General features: G+C 75.3%; 17 protein-coding genes. 5 read left to right on the top strand and 12 right to left on the bottom strand.

Going from position 1 to position 23,123, the window contains the following annotated elements:
* Positions 1 to 128 precede the first annotated feature (128 nt).
* A complete protein-coding gene (locus ITX44_RS14000; protein WP_205357485.1) occupies positions 129 to 1,664 on the top strand; it encodes an aldehyde dehydrogenase (NADP(+)) in 1,536 nt (511 codons plus the stop codon).
* Between the two features lie 42 nt (positions 1,665 to 1,706).
* Here ITX44_RS14000 and ITX44_RS14005 read toward each other — a convergent pair whose 3' ends face one another.
* Positions 1,707 to 2,081, bottom strand: coding sequence for a DUF488 domain-containing protein (locus tag ITX44_RS14005; RefSeq protein WP_205357486.1), 375 nt, complete (start codon positions 2,079 to 2,081; stop codon positions 1,707 to 1,709).
* Positions 2,082 to 2,361: 280 nt separating this feature from the next.
* Positions 2,362 to 3,735, bottom strand: coding sequence for an MFS transporter (locus ITX44_RS14010; protein WP_205357596.1), 1,374 nt, complete (start codon positions 3,733 to 3,735; stop codon positions 2,362 to 2,364).
* A 271-nt stretch (positions 3,736 to 4,006) separates the two neighbouring features.
* Here ITX44_RS14010 and ITX44_RS14015 point away from each other — a divergent pair, with 271 nt between their 5' ends.
* From ITX44_RS14015 to ITX44_RS14030, 4 genes are all read left to right on the top strand, one after another.
* A complete protein-coding gene (locus ITX44_RS14015) occupies positions 4,007 to 4,999 on the top strand; it encodes a GlxA family transcriptional regulator (protein WP_236060507.1) in 993 nt (330 codons plus the stop codon).
* 52 nt (positions 5,000 to 5,051) lie between these two features.
* Positions 5,052 to 6,140: an amidohydrolase family protein gene (locus ITX44_RS14020; RefSeq protein ID WP_205357488.1), complete on the top strand. Its 1,089-nt coding sequence runs from the start codon at positions 5,052 to 5,054 to the stop codon at positions 6,138 to 6,140.
* A 302-nt stretch (positions 6,141 to 6,442) separates the two neighbouring features.
* Positions 6,443 to 7,639 carry an SCO1860 family LAETG-anchored protein gene (locus tag ITX44_RS14025; protein WP_307795261.1) on the top strand — a complete coding sequence of 399 codons (1,197 nt, stop codon included), beginning with the start codon at positions 6,443 to 6,445 and terminating at the stop codon, positions 7,637 to 7,639.
* A gap of 193 nt (positions 7,640 to 7,832) precedes the next feature.
* Positions 7,833 to 10,913, top strand: coding sequence for an ABC transporter substrate-binding protein (locus ITX44_RS14030; protein WP_205357489.1), 3,081 nt, complete (start codon positions 7,833 to 7,835; stop codon positions 10,911 to 10,913).
* Between the two features lie 22 nt (positions 10,914 to 10,935).
* Here the strand turns inward: ITX44_RS14030 and cobC are convergent, their stop codons facing one another.
* The 10 genes from cobC to ITX44_RS14085 form a co-directional block, all read right to left on the bottom strand.
* Complete coding sequence (cobC, locus tag ITX44_RS14035) at positions 10,936 to 12,036, bottom strand: Rv2231c family histidinol phosphate aminotransferase CobC (protein ID WP_205357490.1); 1,101 nt, start codon at positions 12,034 to 12,036, stop codon at positions 10,936 to 10,938.
* Complete coding sequence (locus tag ITX44_RS14040) at positions 12,020 to 12,991, bottom strand: sirohydrochlorin chelatase (RefSeq protein WP_205357491.1); 972 nt, start codon at positions 12,989 to 12,991, stop codon at positions 12,020 to 12,022. The genes cobC and ITX44_RS14040 overlap by 17 nt, the downstream gene beginning before the upstream one ends.
* A 94-nt stretch (positions 12,992 to 13,085) precedes the next feature.
* Complete coding sequence (locus ITX44_RS14045; protein ID WP_205357492.1) at positions 13,086 to 13,685, bottom strand: precorrin-8X methylmutase; 600 nt, start codon at positions 13,683 to 13,685, stop codon at positions 13,086 to 13,088.
* The gene (cobJ, locus tag ITX44_RS40960) at positions 13,682 to 15,724 is read right to left on the bottom strand and encodes a precorrin-3B C(17)-methyltransferase (RefSeq protein WP_307795262.1); all 2,043 of its coding nucleotides are present in this window, start codon (positions 15,722 to 15,724) and stop codon (positions 13,682 to 13,684) included. Before cobJ ends, ITX44_RS14045 begins: the two co-directional genes overlap by 4 nt.
* The gene (cbiE, locus tag ITX44_RS14060; protein ID WP_372440908.1) at positions 15,721 to 17,007 is read right to left on the bottom strand and encodes a precorrin-6y C5,15-methyltransferase (decarboxylating) subunit CbiE; all 1,287 of its coding nucleotides are present in this window, start codon (positions 17,005 to 17,007) and stop codon (positions 15,721 to 15,723) included. The genes cobJ and cbiE overlap by 4 nt, the downstream gene beginning before the upstream one ends.
* A gap of 39 nt (positions 17,008 to 17,046) precedes the next feature.
* Positions 17,047 to 17,847 (bottom strand): precorrin-4 C(11)-methyltransferase, encoded by an 801-nt coding sequence (cobM, locus tag ITX44_RS14065; protein ID WP_205357493.1) that lies wholly within the window; start codon positions 17,845 to 17,847, stop codon positions 17,047 to 17,049.
* Positions 17,844 to 18,578: a precorrin-2 C(20)-methyltransferase gene (gene cobI / locus ITX44_RS14070; protein ID WP_205357494.1), complete on the bottom strand. Its 735-nt coding sequence runs from the start codon at positions 18,576 to 18,578 to the stop codon at positions 17,844 to 17,846. Before cobI ends, cobM begins: the two co-directional genes overlap by 4 nt.
* Positions 18,575 to 20,053, bottom strand: coding sequence for a cobyrinic acid a,c-diamide synthase CobB (locus ITX44_RS14075; protein WP_205357495.1), 1,479 nt, complete (start codon positions 20,051 to 20,053; stop codon positions 18,575 to 18,577). The genes cobI and ITX44_RS14075 overlap by 4 nt, the downstream gene beginning before the upstream one ends.
* 415 nt (positions 20,054 to 20,468) lie before the next feature.
* Positions 20,469 to 21,074 (bottom strand): cob(I)yrinic acid a,c-diamide adenosyltransferase, encoded by a 606-nt coding sequence (gene cobO / locus ITX44_RS14080; RefSeq protein WP_205357496.1) that lies wholly within the window; start codon positions 21,072 to 21,074, stop codon positions 20,469 to 20,471.
* Positions 21,074 to 23,116 (bottom strand): putative cobaltochelatase, encoded by a 2,043-nt coding sequence (locus ITX44_RS14085; RefSeq protein WP_205357497.1) that lies wholly within the window; start codon positions 23,114 to 23,116, stop codon positions 21,074 to 21,076. Before ITX44_RS14085 ends, cobO begins: the two co-directional genes overlap by 1 nt.
* Between the last annotated feature and the right edge of the window lie 7 nt (positions 23,117 to 23,123).

Genomic DNA, 23,123 nt, shown 5'->3' on the forward strand with positions numbered 1-23,123 from the left:
ACCCCTCTTGTTCGGCCGGGAGGCGCGGACGTAGGCTCCCGACGGAGTAATTCACATGTGGAGACATCGTTCAGTATAGAGAACGCCCTGGTGAGCGGTGCCCACAATGCAGGACGGAGGTTATTGCGGTGGCAGTACCAGTCTGGAGCGTCGACCCTCGTACCGGGAAGCGGCGCGAGCAGGTCGCCGTCGAGGCCACGGCCGGGGAGGTCGACGCCGCCGTCCGCGCCGCGGCCGCCGCCCTGCCCGCCCTTGCCGACCGCAGCGTACGCTCCCGGCTGCTGCGCGGCGCCGCGGGGCTGCTGGAGCGGTCCGCCGACGAGGTGGTCGCCGTCGCCGACGCCGAGACCGGCCTCGGCACGCCCCGGCTCACCGGCGAACTCGCCCGTACCGCCTACCAGTTGCGGGCCTTCGCGGACGTGGTGGACGAGGGCGCCTTCCTCGACGTGATCATCGACCACGCCGACCCGGCCGCGACCCCGATCCCCCGGCCCGACCTGCGCCGCTGGAAGGTCCCGCTGGGCGTCGTCGCCGTCTACGCGGCCAGCAACTTCCCGCTCGCCTTCTCCGTGCCGGGCGGCGACACCGCCAGCGCCCTGGCGGCCGGCTGCCCGGTGGTGGTCAAGGCCCACCCCGACCACCCGGCCACCTCCGCGCTCGTCGCGGACCTGCTGCGGCAGGCCGCCACCGAGGCCGGGCTGCCCGCGGACGTCGTCAACCTGGTGCACGGCTTCCAGGCCGGCATCGAGCTGATCGGCCACCCCCTGGTGGCCGCCGCCGGCTTCACCGGCTCCATCCCCGGCGGCCGCGCCCTGCACGACGCCGCCGCGGCCCGCCCCCGGCCCATCCCCTTCTACGGCGAGCTCGGCAGCCTCAACCCGGTCGTCGTCACCCCGGCCGCCGCCGCCGAACGCGCCGAGCAGATCGGCACCGGGCTCGCCGCGTCCTTCACCCTGGGCAGCGGCCAGTTCTGCACCAAGCCCGGGCTGGTGCTCGTGCCCGACGGCCCGGACGGCGACCGGCTGGCCGCCGCACTCACCTCCGCCGCCGAGCAGGCCCCCGCCGGTGTCCTGCTCGACTCCCGCATGCGCGACAACTTCCTCAAGGGCGCCGCGGCCCGCGCCGAACTGCCCGCCGTCACCGTGCCCGTCCCCGCCGGAGCCGACGGCGACCTGGGCGTACGCCCCGGCTACCTGGCCGTCCCCGCCGCCGAACTCACCGCCGACGGGGCGTACGACCTGCTCATCGAGGAGTGCTTCGGGCCGCTGACCGTGCTCGTCCGGTACGGCTCCGCGGCCGAGCGCGACGCCGTACTCGACCGGCTGCCGGGCAACCTCACCGCCACCGCGCACCTGTCCGCCGCCGAGGGTTCCGGCTCCGCCTCCGACGCGGGCGCCGCCGACCTGCTCGCCCGGCTCACCGCCCTGGCCGGCCGGGTCCTGGTCAACGGCTGGCCCACCGGCGTCGCCGTCGCCCCCGCCCAGCACCACGGCGGCCCCTACCCGGCCACGACCTCCACGTCCACCTCCGTCGGCGCCACCGCCATCGAACGCTGGCTGCGCCCGGTCGCCTACCAGGACACCCCTCCCGCCCTCCTCCCGCCCGAACTGCGCGACGACAACCCGGCGGGGCTGCGGCGCCGGGTCGACGGGGTCCTCTCCTAGCGGTTCGGTTTTTTTTACGGGGCCGGACCACCTGCGCGAGCGTCACCGCCCCCGCAGGTGGTCCAGCAGCACCGGTACGTGGCTGAGCTCCGGGTCCTTCACCGCGGTCAACAGGGTGACCGGCCCGTGCGCGGCCTCCTCCCGCAGCCGCCCCGTCGCCTCGGCCATCCCCGGGTCGGTCAGCTCCACCCGGTAGCGGCTCGCGAACTCGTCGTACTCCTCCGGATGCGCGTGATACCAGCGGCGCAGCTCGTCCGACGGGGTCAGCTCCTTCGGCCACTCATCGACTTCCGCGCGCTCTTTGGCCAGCCCCCGCGGCCACAGCCGATCGACCAATACCCGCACCCCGTCGTCGGGGGCGGGGTCGTCATACGCACGGCGAACCCTGAAGTGCGTCTGCGCGGCTTTTCCGGGCATTGCCTCTCCCAGCGGTAAGGGCTTCTCTTTTCTCCAGCTTCCGCCGGGAGCGGGGTTGCGGCTTCCGGGGTGGCGGGTTCGGTGCGATGCCGGGGTGCCGGCACGTGGGTGGCTTGTCGCGCCCACGCGGCGCCAGCCGCACATCGCGGAGTACGGCAACCATCAAGGGGCGCGGGGAACTGCGCGACAAGCCACAACGCACCGGCACTCGGCACCGTGCCGCAAGGCACAACGGCGGGGTGCCGCCGGAGGCCCGAGCAGGCACCGTGCTCCCGGACGGTCACCCGGATCGCTGGCGGAGGGCCAGGAGGGTTGCCGTCGAGGTAAGGGCGAGAAGTGCTGCTGAGAGAAGGAACCCCAGCCGCATGCCCGGGAGGAAATGTGCGGGGTCGGAGACGAGTGCGCCGAAGACGGCGATGCTGAGGCCGGCGGAGATCTGGCGGGCGGTGTTGAGGACGCCGGCGGCGAGGCCGGCGCGGTCGGCGGGGACCGCTTCCATGGCGACGGCGGTGAGCGGGGGGACGGCGAGGGCGCCGCCGAGGCCGAGGGGAACCATCATGACGGCCAGGAGGGGCGCGGAGGTGCGGGGGCCGACGACGAGCAGGAGGAGCAGCCCGGCGATCATGAGGAATTGCCCGGCGGCCATGGGGCGCCGCGGCCCGTAGCGGCCGGCGACCCGGCCGGCCAGGACGTTGACGGTGGAGATCAGCCCGGTCATGGGCAGGAACATCAGCCCGGCGGCGAGCGCGGACTGGCCGCGCAGTTCCTGGAAGAAGAGGCTGAGCACGAAGAGCGCACCGTAGAAGCCCACGCTGAGCGCGGAGCCGGCGGCCACGGAGACCGCGACGGCGGCGTTGCGGAAGAGGCTCAGCGGCACCACCGGGTGCGGGTGCCGGGACTCGACCACCAGGAACCCGGCCGTCGCCAGGACCGCCGCGATCAGGGCGGCGAGCCCCGCCCGGCCCTGCTCGATCACCGCGAAGGTGAGCCCGCCCAGCGCCACCACGGCCAGCACCTGCCCGGGCAGGTCCAGCGGCACCGGCCGGCGAACCGAACGGGCGGCCCGGGGCGCCAGCAGCAGCGCCACCAGGCCCACCGGAAGGTTGACGAAGAAGATCGCCCGCCACGACCAGGCAGTGGTCAGCGCGCCACCCACGACCGGGCCGAGCGCCGCCGCGGTCGCACCACCCGTCGCCCACACCGAAATGGCCCGCGCCCGGCGCCGCGCGTCCGGAAACGCCTGCCGCACCAGCGCCAGCGACGACGGCAACGTCAGCGATGCCGCCGCCCCCTGCACCACCCGGGCACCGATCAGCAGCGCCAGATCCGGGGCGAGCCCGCAGGCCACCGAGGCCACGGTGAAGACCACCACCCCGCCCGCGAAGGCCCGCCCCGCCCCGATCCGGTCCGACAACGCCCCCGTGCTCAGCATCAGCGACGCGAAGACCAACGTGTAGCCGTCCACCACCCACTGCAGCGCCGACAGCCCGCCGTGCAGTTCGCGGCCCATCGCGGGCAGCGCCACGTTGACCACCGAGGCGTCCAGCGTGATCAGGAAGAACCCGAGCAGCGCCGCCCACAGAACGCGAGCCGCCGACCCGCCCGGGCGTTCGCCGGTCTCAGGGGCCGGCGTGCGCTTGGCGGTTCCGGTCATCCCGCAGGCCGGCGTGCACCCGTCCGTCCCAGCCGTCCCCGCGGGCTCGGCCTCCCCGGCGGCCATCCCACCTTCTGCCGGAGTCGCGGTCAACCGCGTCGCGTCACACGACGGTTGCCCCCCACCCGGCTCCCGCGCCGGCGAAAGCGCATCGTAGGGCTTCTTCGGCTGCGGGGACCGGCTCGGCTGGTTGCTCGACATGGCCTCAGCCTGCATGGATGCGTTCGCGTACAGTAGCGGCCGGAATGCCATGCTCCCGGAGGTTCTGGCCATGCCCGTCACCAGCCCGCACGCGCAGCCGCAGCCGCAGCAGCAGCCGCACCGGGTCGCCGTTGTCGCGGCGCCGCCCGCGTCGATGTTCAACCTGGCCGTTCCGGACCTGCTGTTCGCGAAGGTGGAGGTGGCGGGCCGGGCGGGCTATGAGGTGGAGTTGTGCACGGCGGAGCCGGGGGTGGTGCCGACGACGGGTGGGGCGGACCTGGTGATCGAGCACGGGCTGGACGCGGTCGAGCGGGCGGACACGGTGATCGTGCCGGGGACGGGGGCGCGGCTGACGCCGGACCCGCGGGTGCTGGCCGTGCTGCGGGAGGCCGTGGCGGCGGGCAAGCGGGTGGCGTCCATCTGCACCGGGGCGTTTCTGCTGGCCGAGGCGGGGCTGCTGGACGGACGGCAGGCCACCACCTACTGGTCGTACACGCGCGAACTGGCCGAGAAGTACCCGTCGGTGGTGATGCAGCCGGACGTGCTGTTCGTGCAGGACGGCCAGATGGTGACCTCCTCGGGATATGCGGCGGGCATCGACCTGTGCCTGCACCTGATCCGTACGGACTACGGCGCGGCTGTCGCCAACACCGTGGCCCGGCTCGTGCTGGTGCCACCGGTACGGCCGGGCGGGCAGGCGCAGTTCACGGACACGCCGCTGCCGCCGGAGAACGGCACCTCGCTGGCCGGCACCCGGGCCTGGGCACAGACCCGGCTCGACCAGCCGCTCACCCTGACCGACCTGGCCCGGCACGCCGCGGTGAGCGTACGCACCCTCACCCGCCGCTTCCACGCCGAGACCGGGCTCAGCCCGTTGCAGTGGCTGCTCCATCAGCGGGTCTCCCGCGCCCGCGAACTGCTGGAGACCACCACCTTGCCGGTCGATGTGATCGCCCGCGCCAGCGGCCTGGGCACCGCCGACTCCCTGCGCCAGCACCTGGTCCGCCGGGTCGGCCTGACCCCCACCGACTACCGCGCCGCCTTCAGCCGCCTCGCGGCCTGACCGGCACCGGCCGCCGGTCCCGGCGCGCGGCCGATCCTCGTAGAGTGCCCGCATGGCTGAACGCGAGGTGCTGCACATCACCGGCCGGATCCTGGCCGGGCCCGAGGACGTGCGCGACGAGATGTGGGTGGTCGGCGGACGGATCAGCTACCGGCGGCCCGCCGCGGAGCCGGCCGGGACCGTACGAGGGTGGGTGCTGCCGGGACTGGTGGACGCGCACTGCCACATCGGGCTGGAGGAGCAGGGCGCGGTGGACGCCGGGACGGCGGAGAAGCAGGCGCTCGCCGACCGGGACACGGGCGCGCTGCTGGTACGGGACGCGGGCTCGCCCACCGACACCCGGTGGATCGACGACCGCGCCGACCTGCCGAAGATCATCCGGGCCGGCCGGCACATCGCCCGCACCCGCCGCTACATCCGCAACTTCGCCCACGAGATCGAGCCCGGCGACCTGACCGCCTACGTCCGCCGCGAGGCGCGCCGCGGCGACGGCTGGGTCAAGCTGGTCGGCGACTGGATCGACCGCGACAGCGGCGACCTCGCGCCCTGCTGGCCGAAGGACGCGGTCGCCGAGGCCATCGCCGCCGCGCACGAGGAGGGCGCCCGGGTCACCGCGCACTGCTTCGCCGAGGACTCGCTCGCCGACCTGGTGCACGCCGGCATCGACTGCATCGAGCACGCCACCGGCCTGACCGCCGACACCATCCCGCTGTTCGCCGAGCACGGGGTGGCCATCGTGCCCACCCTCGTCAACATCGCCACCTTCCCGAAGCTGGCCGAGGGCGGACAGACCAAGTACCCGCGCTGGGCCGACCACATGCGCGGCCTGCACGCCCGCCGCTACGACACCGTGCGCGACGCCTACGACGCCGGCATCCCCGTCTACACCGGCACCGACGCGGGCAGCAGCCTGCCGCACGGCCTGCTCGCCGCCGAGGTCGAAGAACTCGTCCGGGCCGGGCTGCCGACCGTGGCCGCGCTGTCCGCCGCCACCTGGGGAGCGCGCGCCTGGCTCGGCCGCGAAGGGCTGGAGGAGGGCGCGCCGGCCGACTTCGTGGTCTACGACGAGGACCCGCGCGAGGACGTACGGGTGCTGCTCGCTCCGCGTCGCATCGTACTGCGCGGCGCGCTCGTCGGCTGATCATCCGGCTGGCGCCGGGAAGTCCGGACCGACAGCAACCGCCCCTTCGGGCCGGCGGCGATCCGCGGCCCGGTGGGGTACCTCCCAGGCCGAAGGCTCTGGGGGACCCCGCGCTCCGGGCATTCCCGCAGCACCGCGGTGCGTCTCGCGAGACCCGACCGCGCTCACGAAAAACCACCCCTATGAGTGAACTCGCGTCGTGTAGCCGCCTGTTCACCCTCAGTGCGTAAACATGGGCCGGGTCGAAGTCCCCTGGCTGCTGTCCCCGAATCAGCGCCGCGCCGGGGACGCCATGTTCACTCGTGGGGAGTTCCACCACCGTGTACCGCACCAACACCATGACCGTTCGTCCGCGGGCCCGTACGGCCGTCCGTCCGCCGGCCGTTGCCGCGGGGGCCGCGCTGCTGGCCGCGGCGGCCGGCCTCGCCGGGGTCGGCGCCGCGCCCGCCTCGGCGACGCCCGCCGGACCGGCCGCGGGCGGCACGTCCACCGCCACCGTGCTGCGTGCCGGCCTGGACGTCTCGCTGCTCGGCCGGACCGCTGACGTGCCGGTCGACGTCTCGCTCGACGACGTGCGGGCCCCGGCCGACGCCAAGGAGACCGCCCTGACCGTCACCGTCGGGCACGGAGTCGAGGCAGGCCGGCCGGTCGGCCTGCTGCGGGCCCGGGTCGCGACCGCCGACGCCACCGCCGGCCACCAGCAGGCCGAGGGCTTCGCCCGGCTCGCCGACGCGCAGGTCCACCTCCCCGGACTGCCGCTGCTCGCCCTGGTCCAGGTGGACGCCCTGACCTCCCGGGCCACCTGCCGGGTCGGCGCCCACCCGACCGCCTCCTCCACGCTCGCCGGCGTCACCGTCCTCGGCCGCCGCATCGCCGCCCACGCGATCGGCACCACGAACGTCGTGGTCCCCGGGGTCGGCACGGTCCGCCTGGACCTGACCCCCACCACCACGACATCCGCCACCGCCGCGGCCACCGCGCTGCGGCTGCACGTGCACATCAACCCGCTGAGCCTGGGCGTGGCCGACGTCACCGGCGACGTCGTGCTGGCCGAGGCCACCTGCCACACCCCGCAGCAGAGCGGCTCGACCAGCGGCGGCACCACCACGGGCCAGACCGGCGGTTCGACGGCCGGATCGTCCGGCGGCAGCACGGGCTCCGGCGGTACGTCGTCCGCGGGTGCGAACGGCGGCCAGACCTCCGGCAGTTCCGCAGGCAACTCGGCGGGCAATTCCGCGGGCGGTTCCACGAGCGGCGCCACCGGCGGCTCGTCCTCCTCCGGTACGTCCGGCCCCGCCGGCGCGACCGCGAGCGGCGGCACCGGTGGCCGTACCCGGACCGGCACCGACCCCGGCGGCAACCTCGCGGAGACCGGCTCGAGTTCGGCCATGCCCTATGTCGCGCTCGGCGCGACCGGCTTGGTGGCGGCCGGAGCCGTCGCCCTCGTGCTGACCAACCGCCGCCGCCGGGCGAACTCCGGCGCCGGCGGCGGGGCGTGACCGCCTGATCCCGTGATCGCCACAACGGTGTAACGACCGGTTCCGGGGCGGCACCCACGCCGGGTGCCGCCCCTTACGCTGTTCCTGCGCGCACCGAACGGCCCCACGGCGCACCGGGGTTGACGTGCGCCTGTGCTCAGCTCGGGCTGGGGGAACGAACCGACGAGGCGCCGGGGCGCAGGGACGGGCAGGCATGGCAGACGGGCTTTTCGCGGATCGCTACGAGCTTGCGGAGCTGCTCGGCTCCGGGGGAATGGCCCGGGTGCAGCGGGCTCGTGACACGCGGATGGGCCGTACCGTCGCCATCAAGACGCTGCTGCCGGAGCTGGCCAGCGACCCCGACGCGCGGCGCCGCTTCGCCCGTGAGGCCCAGGCGGCCGGCGCGCTCAACCACCATGGCATCGTCACCGTCCACGACCAGGACGAGGTGCACGAGGGCGACACCGTCGTGCCGTACCTGGTCATGGAGTACGTCGAGGGCATCACCCTGGCCCAACTGGTCCGCGACCAGGTGATGCTGGCGCCCGAGCGGGCGGTCCGCATCGCCTGCGACATCCTGGACGCGCTGGCCCACGCGCACAGCCACGGCACCGTGCACCGCGACGTCAAGCCCGGCAACGTCCTGATCACCACGGAAGGCGCGGTCAAGGTCGCCGACTTCGGCATCGCCCGAGTGCTGGACAACGACGCGCGGCTGACCACCACCGGCTCGGCCATCGGCACACCCAGCTACATGTCGCCGGAACAGATCGACGGCGCCGACGTCGACGCACGCAGCGACGTCTACTCGGTGGCCTGCGTGCTGGTCGAACTCCTCACCGGCAAGCCGCCGTTCACCGACGGCAACCCGCTGAGCCTGATGTACTGGCACGTCCACACCGCCCCGCCCGCGCCTTCCTCCCGCAACCCGCGGGTGCCCAGGGAACTCGACGCCCTGGTGCTCGCCGCGCTCGCCAAGAACCCGGCGGACCGGCCGGCGGGCGCCGCCGCGTTCCGGGACCGGCTGCGGGCCTGGCTGGTCACCGCGGACCCGAGCACCCTCAGCGGACCGGCCGCCGACCCCGTACCGCACCCCGGCGCCCCCGGTCGCGGACCCGGCGCCGCGGGCACCCCGACTCCGGACCGGCGGCCCGCCGACCCCCGCTTCACCTACGGCGTCGGCGCCAAACTCCCCGCCCTGCCCGCCGCCGGCCCCGCGACGCCCGCCACGCCGGCCGCACCCGCGACCCCTGCCACCCCGCCCGCCGCGGCCCCTGCCGCCGGGCCCGGGCCGGCCGCCGCCGCGACCCCGCCCGGCGCCGTACACGACGCCACCCCGCCGCCCCCGCGCCAGCCCGAGCACCCGGCCTACTCCCGCGCCCCGCAGGTCCCGCTGCCGCCGCCGTACCTGCCGGGCACCCCGCCACCGGTGAACATCCAGGCCACGCCGGAGAACCGGCCCCAGGGCGGCAGCCGGCGCCGCTGGATCCTGGCCGCCGCGGGCGTGGCGGTCGCCGCGACCGCGGTCACCGTCCCGCTCGTCGTCATACCCGGCGGCGGCAAGCACCACGACGACAGCAGACCCACGCCCGGCCCCACCACATCCCTGCGCACCGCCGCCCTCGCCCTGCACGGCGGCAAGGAGGGCACCGGCTACGACGGCGGCCTGAGCGGCGTGATCCGCCCCTCCACCAAGCGCGGCGGCACCCTGCGGCTGGCCGCCGTCAAGAACGGCGGCACCGACCTGCTGGACCCCGCCGCCACCTACGACCAGCCCTCCTGGAACGTCCAGCGGCTCTACCTGCGCAAGCTCGTGGACTACGCGCCCGCGCCCGGCGACAAGGGCCGCACCCTCGTGCCCGACCTCGCCACCGACACCGGCAAGGTCAGCGCCGACGGCCTGACCTGGACCTTCCACCTCAAGTCCGGGGTCAGCTTCGACACCGGCGCGCCCATCACGTCCAAGGACGTCAAGTACGGCATCGAGCGCACCTTCGACCGCGGGGTCTTCGGCGGCGGCCCCACCTACTTCGTCGACCTGCTCGACCAGCAGCAGAACTACCCCGGCCCGTACAAGGACAGCGACCCGGACAAGATGGGGCTGCGCTCGGTCGACACACCCGACGACAGCACGATCGTGTTCCACCTCGCCAAGCCCTTCGCCGACTTCCGCTACGTGCTGGCGTTGTCCATGGGCGCGCCGATCCCCGCGTCCGCCGACACCGGCGGCGGCAAGGACTTCGAGAAGCACCCGGTCGGCTCCGGCCCGTACAAGGTGGGCAGCTACGTCCCGGGCACATCGCTGACGCTGGTGCGCAACCCGTACTGGAAGCAGTCCACCGACACCGTCCACTCCGCGCTGCCGGACACCATCCGGCTCACGTACTACGACACCCAGCAGGAGGTCGAGCAGGCCGTCCTCGGCGGCACCGCCGACCTGGACCTGAACGCCGGCATCCTGTCCGACCAGGGCGAGACCAAGATCCTCAACGACCCGTCGCTGAAGGCGAACGCGGACCTGGTGTTCACCGGCTCCACCCGCTTCATCAGCCTCCAGACCTCGGTCCGCCCGTTCGACACGTACCAGTGCCGGCGCGCTATTCAGTACGCGGTGGACCGCTCGTCGATCCGGGCGCTGCTCGGCGGCCAGTACGACGGAGGCGACGTCGCCACCACCATGCTGCCGCCCACCGCCGACGGCTACGACCCGAACGCGACGCCGTACGGCACCACGCAGGGCCTGCCCTACCCGGACCAGGCCAAGCAGCAGCTCACCGAGTGCGGCCACCCCAACGGCTTCAACGTCACCCTCGCCGGCCCGCAGGGCGCCCCGCGCATCGACGACGTGATGCAGTCCATCAAGACCTCACTGGCCGCGGTCGGCATCACGGTCACCATCCAGACCGAGCAGACCAGCGACTTCTACGCCACCCTGCTGTCCCCGGCGAAGCTGCGCGCCAAGAACTGGGGCATGGTGCTGACCGGCTGGGCCGCCGACTGGCCGACCGGCGGCGGCTTCCTGCGCTCCCTGATCGAGCCCGGCAGCCCCAACAACTACGCCGGCCTCGACGACAGCGACATCAACAAGCTGGTGGACACCGCCGACACCCAGTCCGACCCCACCGAGGCGGCCGGCACCTGGCGCACCATCGACGCCAAGGAAATGGGCGAGTCCACCATGGTCCCGCTGATCTACGTCCGCCACCTGCTCTACCGCGGCCCCCACCTCACCAACGTCTACGAGCAGCAGGTGCTCGGCGGAGTCGACCTGACCGCCCTCGGCGTCCAGAGCTGACACCGTCCCCGGACGCTCCCGCTCAGCCCGCGGTCGTCCCGGCAGCCATTGCGGCGGCCAGGGCCCCGGTGAAGGCGTCGCTGGTGCGGCGGTCCCGGACGGCCACCCGCAGCCAGGTCGCGCCCAGGCCGGGGAAGGTGTCCGCGCGCCGGACCGCCCAGCCCAGCTCGCGCAGCCGCAGCCGTACCGCCTCGGCCGCCGGCAGCCGCAGCAGCAGGAAGGGGGCCGCCGGCGGGTCGGCCGCGACCTCCACCCCGGGCACCTCGCGCAGCCGCGCCACCAGATACGCGCGGTCCGCGGTGACCGTGTCCGCCGCCCGCGCCGCCTCGGCCAGCGCCTGCGGCTCCATGCAGGCCACCGCCGCCGCCAGCGCCGGCGCCGACACCGCCCACAGCGGCTGGGCCCGGGCCAGCTCCGCGACCGTGTCCGGCGCGGCCAGCAGGTAGCCGATCCGCAGCCCCGCCAGGCCCCAGGTCTTGGTGAGGCTGCGCAGCACCACCAGCCCCGGCACGTCACCGGCCGCCGCCAGCGATTCCCGCTCGCCGGGCACCGCGTCCATGAACGCCTCGTCCACCACCAGCGTGCGGCCCGGCCGCGCGAGGCGCCGCACCAGCGCCGCCGGGTGCAGCACCGAGGTCGGGTTGGTCGGGTTGCCGACCACCACCAGGTCGGCGCCCGCCGGCACCGCGGCCGGGTCCAGCCGGAAGCCGTCCCGCGCCGGCAGCAGCACCCGCTCCACCGGGTGCCCGGCCGCGCGCAGCGCCGACTCCGGCTCGGTGAACTGCGGGTGCACCACCACCGCCCGGCGCGGCCGCAGCGCCCTGGCCAGGAGTACGAACGCCTCCGCCGCGCCCGCCGTCAGCAGCACCTCCCCGGCCGGGCGGCCGTGCCGGGCGGCCACCGCCTCCCGTGCCGCCGAGCCGTCCGGATAGGCGGCCAGCCCGGTCAGCGAGGCCGCGATCCGCTCCCGCAGCCACGGCGGGGGCGTGCCCGCCCGCACGTTGACGGCCAGGTCGACCAGGCCGTCGCCGACCTCGGAGTCGCCGTGGAAGCGCAGGTCGTGCTGCCGGTGGTGGGGCCGGTGAGGGGGCTGGTGACGGCCGGCGTCAGTGGGAGTGCGCATGCGGGTGCCCGTGGCCGTGGTGGTCGGGTCCGTGGTCGGGTCCGTCGTGTCCCGGCTCGCCGTGGTGGGCGTGCGCCGGGTCGTCCGGGTGGTGGTGCGGCTGCTGCGGCCGCCCCACCCGGTCCTCGAAGCCCGGCAGCTTCACCCGGTACACGCAACTGTCGCAGTTCATCCGCAGGTCGCCGGTCAGCGTCTCCCGGTACCGCTCCATCACCAGCGCGGCCAGCTCCGGTTCGCCGCCCAGCACGTCCGCGTACCGCACGTCCGTGCCCGGGTGCCCGGCCGCCCAGTCGCGGGCCTGGTCCCGTACCCGGTCCGGCAGCACCCCCGGGAACAGGAAGTACGGCAGCACCACCACCCGTCCGCCGGTGCCGTCGTCCCCGGCGGCCAGCCTGCGACAGCGCTCCAGGCCGGCCGCCACCGACGGCTCGGCCAGCGACACGAACGCGGTCTCCACGCCCGCGTAACCACGGCCCTCCCACAGCAGCCGGGCCACCTTGAACACCTCGGCGTTCGCGTCCGGATCGGTCGAACCGCGGCCCACCAGCAGCACCGTGGTGTCCGCCCGGCCGGTGGACGGGGACCCGGCCAACGCCTCGTCCACCCGCCGCTCCAGGATCGTCAGCAGGTGCGGATGCGGGCCCAGCGGGCGGCCGTACGCGAACGACGCCCCCGGGTGCCGCAACTCCTCGCGGGCCAGCGCCGCCGGGATGTCGCCCTTCGCGTGCCCGGCCGAGACCAGCACCAGCGGCACCGCGGCGAACCTCCGTACGCCGTCGGCCACCATGCCGGCCACCGCGTCCGACAGCGGCGGCGGCGACAGCTCGATGAACCCGCCGCCCACCGGCAGGTCCGGGTCGGCGGCGCGCAACGTCTCCACGAAGGCGCGGAAGGCGTCGGCCCCGGCCTCGTCACGGGTGCCGTGGCCGACGAGCAGCAGGGCGGGCGGGTTCACCGGTGGTTCTCCTGGGGTCGCGGGGTCCGTGCGGTCCGCCGGGTGGGCGGGAGCGCGGGTGCGGTACGGGTGGTGTGGCCTACGGCGGGCAGGGTCACCGGTTGTCCTCCTCGGGGTGCGGCAGCGGATGCGCGGTGTAGAGCAGGGCGTTGACGGCCGCGGCGGCCACCGCGGATCCGCCCTTCTCCGAGACGTTGCTCACCGCGGGCAGCCCCGACGCACGCAGGTGCGCCTTGCTCTCCGCGGCGCCCACGAAGCCCACCGGCAGCCCGATCACCAGCGCCGGCGCCGCGTCCAGCGCGATCAGCTCCTCCAGCGCGGTCGGGGCGCAGCCGATCACCCACACCGCGCCCGGCCCCACCTCCTCGTAGGCCAGCCGGACCGCGTGCGCGCTGCGGGTCAGCCCCGGCACCGCCGTCGCCTCCGCCAGCCGGCACACCGCCCGGCGCCGGGTGATCCCGGCCGCGACCATCTCCACGTCGGCCACGATCGGCGCCCCGGTGTGCAGCGCCTCGTGCGCGGTCCGCAGGTCGCCCTCGTACGCCACCAGGTCGGTCGCGTACGCCAGGTCCGCGCTCGCGTGCACCACCCGCTCCAGCACCGCGCGGTGCAGCGGGGCGAAGCCCGAGGTGTCCAGGCGGGACCGCAGGATCCGGTACGACTCCTGCTCGATCGGGTGCACCGTACGGTTCATTTCTCCTCCGCGTGCTCGGGGGCGGCCGGGCCGGACTGCCAGCGGTAGCCGCGCGGGGTGACCATCCGGCCGGCCACCGTACGGGTCGCCGTGTTGCCGACGGTCACCACGGTGACCATGTCCACGGTGCGCGGGTCGAGGCCGGCCAGCGTGGTCACCTCGGTACGTTCGTCCGGCCGCGACGCCGCGTGCACCACGCCCACCGGGGTGTCCGGCGCGCGGTGCTCCGCCAGGATCGACACGGCCTTCGGCAACTGCCAGTCCCGGCCCCGGCTGCGCGGGTTGTAGAACGTCACCACCAGGTCCGACTCGGCCGCCGCCCGCACCCGCTTCTCGATCACCGGCCACGGCGTGTGCAGGTCGCTCAGGCTGATCGACACGTGGTCGTGGCCCAGCGGCGCGCCCAGCAGCGCCGCGGCCGCCAGCGCCGCGGTCACCCCCGGCACGCCCACCACGTCGATGTCGTCGGCCGCCTCCGCCAGCGCCGGGGAGGCCATCGCGTACACGCCCGCGTCACCGCTGCCGATCAGCGCCACCGCGTGCCCCTTGCGAGCCTCCGCCACCGCCGTACGCGCCCGCTCCTCCTCCGCGCCCAGGCCCGACGCCACGACCCGGGTGCCCGGCCGCAGCAGATCCTCGATCTGCGCCACGTACTGGTCCAGGCCCACCACCACCGACGCGGCCGTCAACTCCCGCCGCGCCCGCGGCGTCAGCAGATCCCGGGCCCCCGGCCCCAGCCCCACCACGGCCAGCCGCCCCCGCGGCACCCGCCGCGCCACGGCCACGGTCGCCATCGCCGACTTCCGCTTCTCCACCACCAACTCCCCGCCCGCCGCCCCCACCAACGCGGCCGCCTCCGCCACGGATGCCGTCCCCACCGCGGCCAACGCAGCCTTGGACGGATTCGGTACCGCTGTCTCCTTCAACTCCTCCGCCCCGTACGCCACCAACTCCACCCCCAGCCTCTCCGCCGCCCCCACGATCCCCGGCTCCCCCTTCTTCGCCTCCACAGTCACCATCACCCCCACACTCCTCTCCGCCAGCCCCGCCTCCTCGAGGGCGCCCCTGACCAACCCGAGCACTTCCTCAACGCTCACGCCCTTGCTCGCGCCGACCCCGACCACGAGGGAAGGCGGCCGCACGTACACGACGCCTTCTTCGGGCCGCACCTGGTCGGTGACCCAGATGAGGGGGCCTTGGGGGGCGAGGCTGCCGTCCCCCAAGTCCGCCGCCGCGGCGGGACGCGGGATGGCGGGGTCCGGCGGTGCCGAACTGACCGCAGCGGGTCCGGGTGCCCCGGGAGTTGCCGCGGGGACGTCGGGTGAGCCAGGAGCTGCCGCACTGGTCCCGGCCGGGCCGGGGATTGCGGTGCCGGCCACAGGCGAGGGCAGGGCGTCGTCGGGGCCCTGGGGGGCGAGGCCGCTGCCCCCCAAGTCCGCCGCCGCGGCGGGACGCGGGATGGCGGGGTCCGGCGGTGCCGCACTGACCGCAGCGGGTCCGGGTGCCCCGGGGACGCCGGGTGACCCGCCGGCAGGTGAAGCCCCGTCCGGGAGGACGGGAAGCGGCGGCAAGGGCCAGATCGCGTCCGCGCGGAGGTGGACGGGGGAGCCGTCGAGGAGGGAGCGGGTTACGGAGGCGATGGGCCCTTCGACGGGGTAGGGGAGGGCGTCGAGGGGGGTGAGGCCGACGGAGTCGGTCGCGGTGGTGACGACGGGGTGGGCGCCGAGGATGTCGGCGACCTGGTGGGCAAGGGAGTTCGCCCCGCCGGCGTGGCCGCCGAGGAGGGCGACGGCGAAGGCGTGGGCCTCGTCGACGATGACGATGCCGGGGTCGGTGCGCTTGTCCGACAGCAAAGGAGCAAGCAGGCGGACGGCGGCACCCGTGGCGAGGAAGAGGACGAGCTGATCGCAGTCCCCGAAAGCCGTCGGCACGACATCGCGCACGGGACCGTCGTAGACGCGGGTCGGCCCCGGGAGGGCGGCGGCGAGCCGGTCGCAGCCGTGCCGGCCCGCGGCCGTGGTGGCGATGAGGCCGATCACAGGTCGAGCTCCTTCAAGGAAGCAGGGGGCCTGGTGCCCCACAGGACGAAAACGGGGTTCGCCGCGGCGAGCCGGGTGACCTCACCGGGCAGCGGCGCCAGCCGCGAGGCCTGGAGCAGCGTGCCCTCGGGCACCAGCCCGGCCGAGGCGAGGGCGAGCCGCACCTCGCGCACCCGGTCGACGGCGGCCAGTGTGACCACGACCCGGCGCCGTACCACCCGCGCGCACTCCGCCACGATCTCCGGAAGCTCCGCGCCCCCGCCGCCGACGAACACCGCGTCGGGCACGGCGAGTCCGGCCAGCGCGCCGGGCGCGGCCCCGCACACCACCTGGACGTCCACCCGGTGGGCGGCTGCGTTGGCCCGGATCCGCTCGGCCGCGCCCGGATCACGTTCGACGGCCACCGCCGCCGCCCCGAACCGCGCGCACTCCACGGCCACCGAGCCCGACCCGGCCCCGACGTCCCACACCAGCTCGCCGGTGCGCGGCCCGAGCCGGGCCAGCACCAGGGCCCGTACCTCGTACTTGGTGACCATCGAATCGCGGTGCGCGAAAGCGTCCTCGGGCAGCGCCCACTCGCGCGGCGCCCCCGCCGGACCGGTCAGCGTACGGGCGGCGGCCCCGGTCCAGTCCGGCTCCGGCCCGCCGAGGCTGAGTACCACCGCGACGCCCGGCCCCCACGCCCGGCGCGCGGCCTGCGCCGGGTCGACCCGTACCACCGACTCCTGCGCCGTACCGAGCCCGGCGGCGACCACGAGGGTGCGCGGCACCCCGGTACGGGCCAGCGCGGCGCCGAGTTCGGCCGGCCCGGCGCCGGGCCCGGTCAGCACGGCCACCTTGCGGTGCGCGGCGCAGACGTTCACCGCGGTCCGCGGCTCGCGCCCGTGCGCGCTGACCACCACCGCGTCGTCCCAGCTCAGCCCGAGCCGGGCGAAAGCGGCGGCCACCGACGGCACGGAGGGCCGTACGTCCAGCGCGGCCGCGCCGAACCGCGCGCCCAGCGCCCGTACGATCCCGAAGAACCCGGGATCGCCCGAGGCGAGCACGGTCACCGGGCGCCCGGCGGCCACGTATTCGGCGATCACGTCGAGCGCGGGCGCCAGCGGCCCGAGCGCCACCTGCCGTACCCCCCCGGGCAGCGCGGCCGCCGCCAGGTGCCGGGTGGCGCCCACCACCAGCTCCGCGGCACCGACGGCGAGCGGCACCGGGCCGTCCGCCGTCCCCGTACCGACCACCCTGATCGCGCCGTCCGTACCGGCCACCCTGCTCACGGCGTCAGCCACGGCGCCCACTCGCCCCGCAAGCCGCGGAAACCATCGCGCTCACCCGCGCGACTCGCGCAGCGCCCGCCGCGCCGCCGGGTCGGCCCGCCGGTGCCCGTGGAAGTGCCCCGGGTGGTACAGGTGCGAGCGCGTACCCGTCGCGGACAGGGCCAGGCCGACCAGGAACAGCGTGTGCTTCCACAGCTTGTGCGCCTTGACGGTCTCCTCCAGCGTGCCCACCGTGCAGCTCAGCAGCAGTTCCTCGGGCCAGGTGACCTGATGGGCGATCACCACCGGCGTGTCCACCGGATAGCCGCCGGCCAGCAGTTCGGCGGCGAGCTGCCCGGAGCGGGCCGCGGACAGGAACACGGCCATGGTGGTGCCGTGCCGGGCGAACTCCCGTACCTCCTCGCCCGGCGGCATCGGCGTCTTCCCGCCGCCCAGCCGGGTCAGGATCACCGACTGCGCGACCTCCGGAATGGTCAGCTCGCGGCCGGCCGCCGCCGCGACCGCGGAGAAGGACGAGACACCGGGCACGATCTCCACCTCGATGCCGAGTTCCCCGCACCGGTCCACCTGCTCCTGCGTGCCGCCCCACAGCGCCGGGTCGCCGGAGTGGATCCGCGCCACCCGCAGCCCCTCGCGCCGGGCCCGCTCGTAGACCGCGACCACGTCCTCCAGCGACATCGCAGCCGAGTCCAGGATCTCCGCGTCCGCCCGGGCGTGCTCCAGCACGTCCGCCTGCACCAGGCTGGCCGCCCAGATCACCACGTCCGCCTCGGCGATCGCCCGCGCCGCCCGGAAGGTCAGCAGATCCGCCGCGCCCGGGCCGGCGCCCACGATGGTGACCCGCGCGCTCACAGCTTGCCCCCGCGTTCCGTCCGCCGCGCGGGCGCGATCAGCGTGGACAGGTACGGCAGCGGGCCGTCCGGCAGTTCCGCGGCCGGCCGGATCGACTCCCCGGCCAGCCCCAGCGCACTGCCCCACACCGCGCCCTCCAGCCGCCCGGTGTCCCGCAGTGCCGCCGCGACCTGCGCCGCCTGCCGCCCGAACTTGTAGGCCACGACCGTGCCCGGCCCCTCCAGCGCGTCCTTGAGCACCGCGGCGCCCGCGGTCACCGGCACCAGCGTCAGCGGCTCGGTGCCCTCGGTCAGTACGGCCCCGCCGCGCGCGGCCAGGTCCTGCATCGCGGTGATGCCCGGCACGGTCGCCACGGTCAGCTCACCCGCGGGCAGCAGCGCGCCGACCGTCGCCGCCAGATAGGTGAAGGTCGAGTAGATGTTGGGGTCACCGATCGTCGCGAACGCCACCGAGCCGTGCGCGCGCAGCAGTTCGGCCACCCGCGCGCCCGCCGCGTCCCACGCGGCCTCGCGGCGGCCCCGGTCGGCCCGCTCGTTCAGCGCGAACACCACGCGCACGACCGCCTCGTCGGGGACGTAGTGGCGTACGGTCGCCTCCGCGCGGCCCGGCTCGCCGCCCTCCATCACCGGCACCACGACCGCGCCCGCCTCGCGCAGCGCCCGCACCCCCTTGACGGTGATCAGCTCGGGGTCGCCGGGGCCGACCCCGACACCGGTCAGCACCATGCTCATACGGCACACCTTTCGACGGGACTCGTGCGGCGCGCCTGCGCGACCAGGCGCCCGGCCAGGGCGGGTTCGGCGGCCCAGTGCACATGCAGGTAGGAGGCGTGCACCTGGCCGCTGACCACGCCTTCGGTACGGCGCCGGGGGTGGGTGAAGCCCCACGCCGGCTCGTGAGCGGCTGTCGGCCGCACCTCCGTACGGTGGAACTCGTGACCGCGCAGCCGCGTGCCGGCCCGGGCCAGCACGCTGTCGCCGAGTGCGACCGCCTCCCGATAGCCCAGGGTCAGCCGGTCGGTCATCTCCGCGGTGGCGTCCAGCACCCCGCACATCGGACTGCCGTCCAGGGCCCGGGTCAGGTAGAGCAGCCCGGCGCACTCCGCGGCGACCGGGCCGGTGAAGGCGGCGATCTCCCGGCGCAGGGCCGCGTTCGCGGACAGCGCGGGGGCGTACGCCTCCGGGAAGCCGCCGCCGATCACGATGCCGGCCGTGCCCTCGGGAAGCGCTTCGTCCGCCAACGGGTCGAAGGGGACGCACTCGGCGCCGGCCGCTTCCAGCAGCTCCCTGTTCTCCGGGTAGCCGAAGGTGAAGGCCGCGCCGCCGGCGACGGCGAGGAGGGGGCGTTCGGTACGGGGGGTAGGGCCGGCGGCAGGTGCGGCGTTGTCCACGCCCTGGGTTCGCGGGCCGTCGCGTCCGTCCTCGGCCCGCTGCCCCCGGTCCGTGTCTTCGCTGAGTGCCGCCCCCCGCACCGCGGCCCCCGCGTCCCACGCCTCGTCCGGCACCGGGGGCGCCGAGTGGGCCAGCGCCAGCAGCGCCTGGAGGTCGCAGGATTCCCGCACCCGCTCGCCCGCGGCCCGGATCCAGGCCAGCGCCTCGGCCCGGCGTTCCGCGGCGGGCACCAGGCCCAGATGACGGGAGGGCACATGCAGATCGGGGGTACGGGGCAGGGCGCCGAGGACCGGCACACCGGACTCGGCGAGCGCGTCCCGCAGCAGCGTCTCGTGGTGCGCCGAGCCGACGTTGTTGAGGACCACCCCGCCGATCCGGACCTCCGGGTCGAACGAGGCGAAGCCGTGCACCAGCGCGGCGACCGAACGCGACTGCCGGGCGGCGTCCACCACCAGCACCACCGGCGCCCGCAGCAGCTTGGCCACCTGCGCGGTCGACCCGACCTCGCCCTGCCCGGACGCACCGTCGTACAGGCCCATCACGCCCTCGACCACGGCCACGTCGCACCCCTGCGCCCCGTGCCGGAACAGCGGCCCGACCAGCTCCGCCCCGCACAGATAGGCGTCCAGATTGCGCCCGGGCCGCCCGGTGGCCAGCGCGTGATACCCCGGATCGATGTAGTCCGGCCCCACCTTGTGCGGCGAGACGGCAAGACCCGCGGCCGTGAGGGCGGCCATGAGCCCGGTGGCGACCGTCGTCTTGCCACTGCCGGAAGCCGGCGCGGCAATGACCAGCCGGGGGAGTACGGCGGTCACGAGGCGACCCCTTCACGGTCCTTCGCGAGGCAGACCTGGCCGCCGGAGTCGGGTGCGGCGAGGACCGGGCGGGGGAGCGCGCCGGTCACCCACTCGGCCCGCGTCCGGTCATCCACGCGGTGCGATGCACGGCCGGTCGTCAGGCTCGTGCCGGTCGAAGCCGATGCGATGACGGCCGGCTGGGGGAGCGCGGTGCTCACCCGCCGGGCCCGGCCCCGGCCCTCCGCTCGCCGGTCCGGGGCGAGGCAGTGCAGGCCCGCACCGGAGGCGGGGGATGTGGTGATCGGGCGGGGATGTAGGGCGGTCGCCCACTTGATCCCCTGTCGGCCGCCGGCTCGCCGGCCCGGCGCTAGGCCGGGCAGGCCCGCGCCTGAGGAGAAGGGCACGGTGACGGTCGGGCAGAAGAACTGCGCGCTCACCACTCGATCCCCTTCTGGCCCTTTTGGCCGGTGTCCATCGGGTGCTTGACCTTGGACATGTCGGTGACCAGGTCGGCGGCGTCGATCAGGGCGGGCGGCGCGTTGCGGCCGGTGATGACGACGTGCTGGGTGCCGGGGCGGTCGCGCAGCACCGCGACGACCTCGGCGGTGTCGACCCAGCCCCAGTGCAGCGGGTAGGCGAACTCGTCCAGCACGTACAGGCGGTACGTCTCGGCGGCCAGGTCCCGCTTGACCTGGGCCCAGCCCTCGAGCGCGGCCTCCTCGCTGGTGGCCTCCTGGGCGGCGGTGCGCTGCACCCACGACCAGCCCTCGCCCATCTTGTGCCAGGCCACGGTGCCGCCCTCGCCGGAGGCGCCGAGCACGCGCAGTGCCCGCTCCTCGCCGACCCGCCACTTGGCGGACTTCACGAACTGGAACACCCCGACCGGCCAGCCCTGATTCCAGGCGCGCAGCGCCAGCCCGAAGGCCGCGGTCGACTTCCCCTTGCCCACGCCCGTGTGGACGATCGTCAGCGGACGGTTGCGGCGCTGACGGGTCGTCAGCCCGTCGTCGGGCACGACACTCGGCTGTCCCTGCGGCATCAGGCGGCCCTCCGTACGTCCCTGACCAGCGCGGACACCGTGTCCGCGCGCAATTCGCCCAACGTGACCGCGACCCCGCCCAGGTGCCCGGCGAGATCACCGGCCAGCCCCAGCCGGACCGGGCCCGACTCGCAGTCCACGACCACCGAGGCCGTTCCGGCCGCGGCCAGCAGACCGGCCGCCCGCGCGGCCAGTTCCACCGGCCGCGGACCGCCGGTGGCCCGCCCGTCGGTGACCACGACCAGCAGCGGGCGGCGCGCGGGATCCCGCAGCTTCTCCACCCGCAGCACCTCGTGCGCCTTGAGCAGCCCCGCGGCCAGCGGGGTACGGCCCCCGGTGGGCAGCGCCGTCAGCCGCGCAGCCCCCGCGTCCACCGACGAGGTCGGCGGCAGCGCCAACTCCGCGCCGCTGCCCCGGAAAGTGACCAGGCCGACCTTGTCCCGCCGCTGATAGGCGTCCAGCAGCAGCGACAGCACCGCGCCCTTCACCGCGCCCATCCGCTGCCGGGCCGCCATCGAGCCGGAGGCGTCCACCACGAACAGCACGAGATTGCCCTCGCGGCCCTCGCGCACCGCCTGCCGCAGGTCGTCCCGCCGCACCACCAGCCCGGGCCCGCTCCGGCCGCGCGCCCGCTGGTACGGGGCCGCCGCCGCGACCGTGGCCGCCAGGTGCAGCTTCGTCAGCCGGTCACCGCCGCGCCGCCGCCGCGCCCCGGTGGTCCTGCCGTACGCGGTCAGCGCCCGCGACCTGCGGCCCGCCGCGCCCTCGCCCAGCCCCGGCACGGTCAGCGGCCGGATCCGGTACGGCTCCCCGGCCGCCGCCGCCGGCGCGCGCTCGCCGTCCGACCCGCCGGGCTTCGGCACGCCACCGGACTCCGTACCGGAGCCGTCGCCGGGAACCTGTGCTCCGCCGTCGTCGGAGCCGCTGCCCTCCGGGCCGTTGTCGGGCCCCTTGCCTCCGCCCGGGCCGTCCGGACCGCCGTCCGGGTCCGGATCGGGGTCCTGGTCGGGGTCCGGGTCCTGGTCGGAGCCGCGCTCCCGGGCCAGCGTCTCGTCCAGTTTGTCCTCGTCCAGGCCCGGCGCGTCGAACGGGTTGCGGCGTCGGCGGTGCGGCAGCGCAAGCAACGCGGCCTGCCGTACGTCCTCCGCCAGCACCACCGTCCGGCCCGCCCAGGCGGCCAGCGCGGTCGCGGTACGCGCCATCACGATGTCCGCGCGCATGCCGTCCACCTCGAAAGCGGCACAGGTCGCGGCGATCTGCCGCAGCGCCGCGTCGCCCAGCCGCACCTCCGGCAGCAGCGCCCGGGCCGCCGCGATCCGGCCGCGCAGCGCCTCCTCCTCGCCCGCCCAGCGGCCCGCGAAACCGGCGGGATCCGCGTCGTACGCCAGCCGCCGCCGCACCACCTCGACCCGCTCGTCCGTCTCCCGGGACGCGCTCACCTCGACGGTCAGCCCGAACCGGTCCAGCAACTGCGGGCGCAGCTCGCCCTCCTCCGGGTTCATCGTCCCGACCAGGATGAAGCGCGCCGCGTGCCGCACCGAGACGCCCTCGCGCTCCACATGGCTCTCGCCCATGGCGGCGGCGTCGAGGATCGAGTCGACCAGATGGTCGTGCAAGAGATTGACTTCGTCCACATAGAGGATGCCGCGGTGGGCCGCCGCCAGCAGGCCCGGCTCGAACGCCTTCACGCCCTCGGCAAGGGCACGCTCGATGTCCAGCGCGCCCACCAACCGGTCCTCCGAGGCGCCCACCGGCAGCTCCACCAGCCGGGAGGGCCGGGCCTGCGTCCTGGTGTCCGTGGGGTGCGGCCCGTCCGGGCAGGCGGGGTCCGGCGACGCGGGGTCACAGCTGAAGCGGCAGCCCGGCACGACTGTCACCTCCGGGAGGAGCGCGGCCAAGGCACGCACGGTCGTGCTCTTGGCGGTCCCTTTCTCGCCGCGGACCAGGACGCCGCCAATGGCCGGGTTCACCGCGTTGAGCAACAGCGCCAACCGCAGACTGTCCTGACCGACCACTGCGGTGAACGGGTAGGGCACGCTCATGCGCGGT

The sequence above is a fragment of the Actinacidiphila acididurans genome (assembly GCF_016918855.1).
GTDB classification, from domain to species: domain Bacteria; phylum Actinomycetota; class Actinomycetes; order Streptomycetales; family Streptomycetaceae; genus Actinacidiphila; species Actinacidiphila acididurans.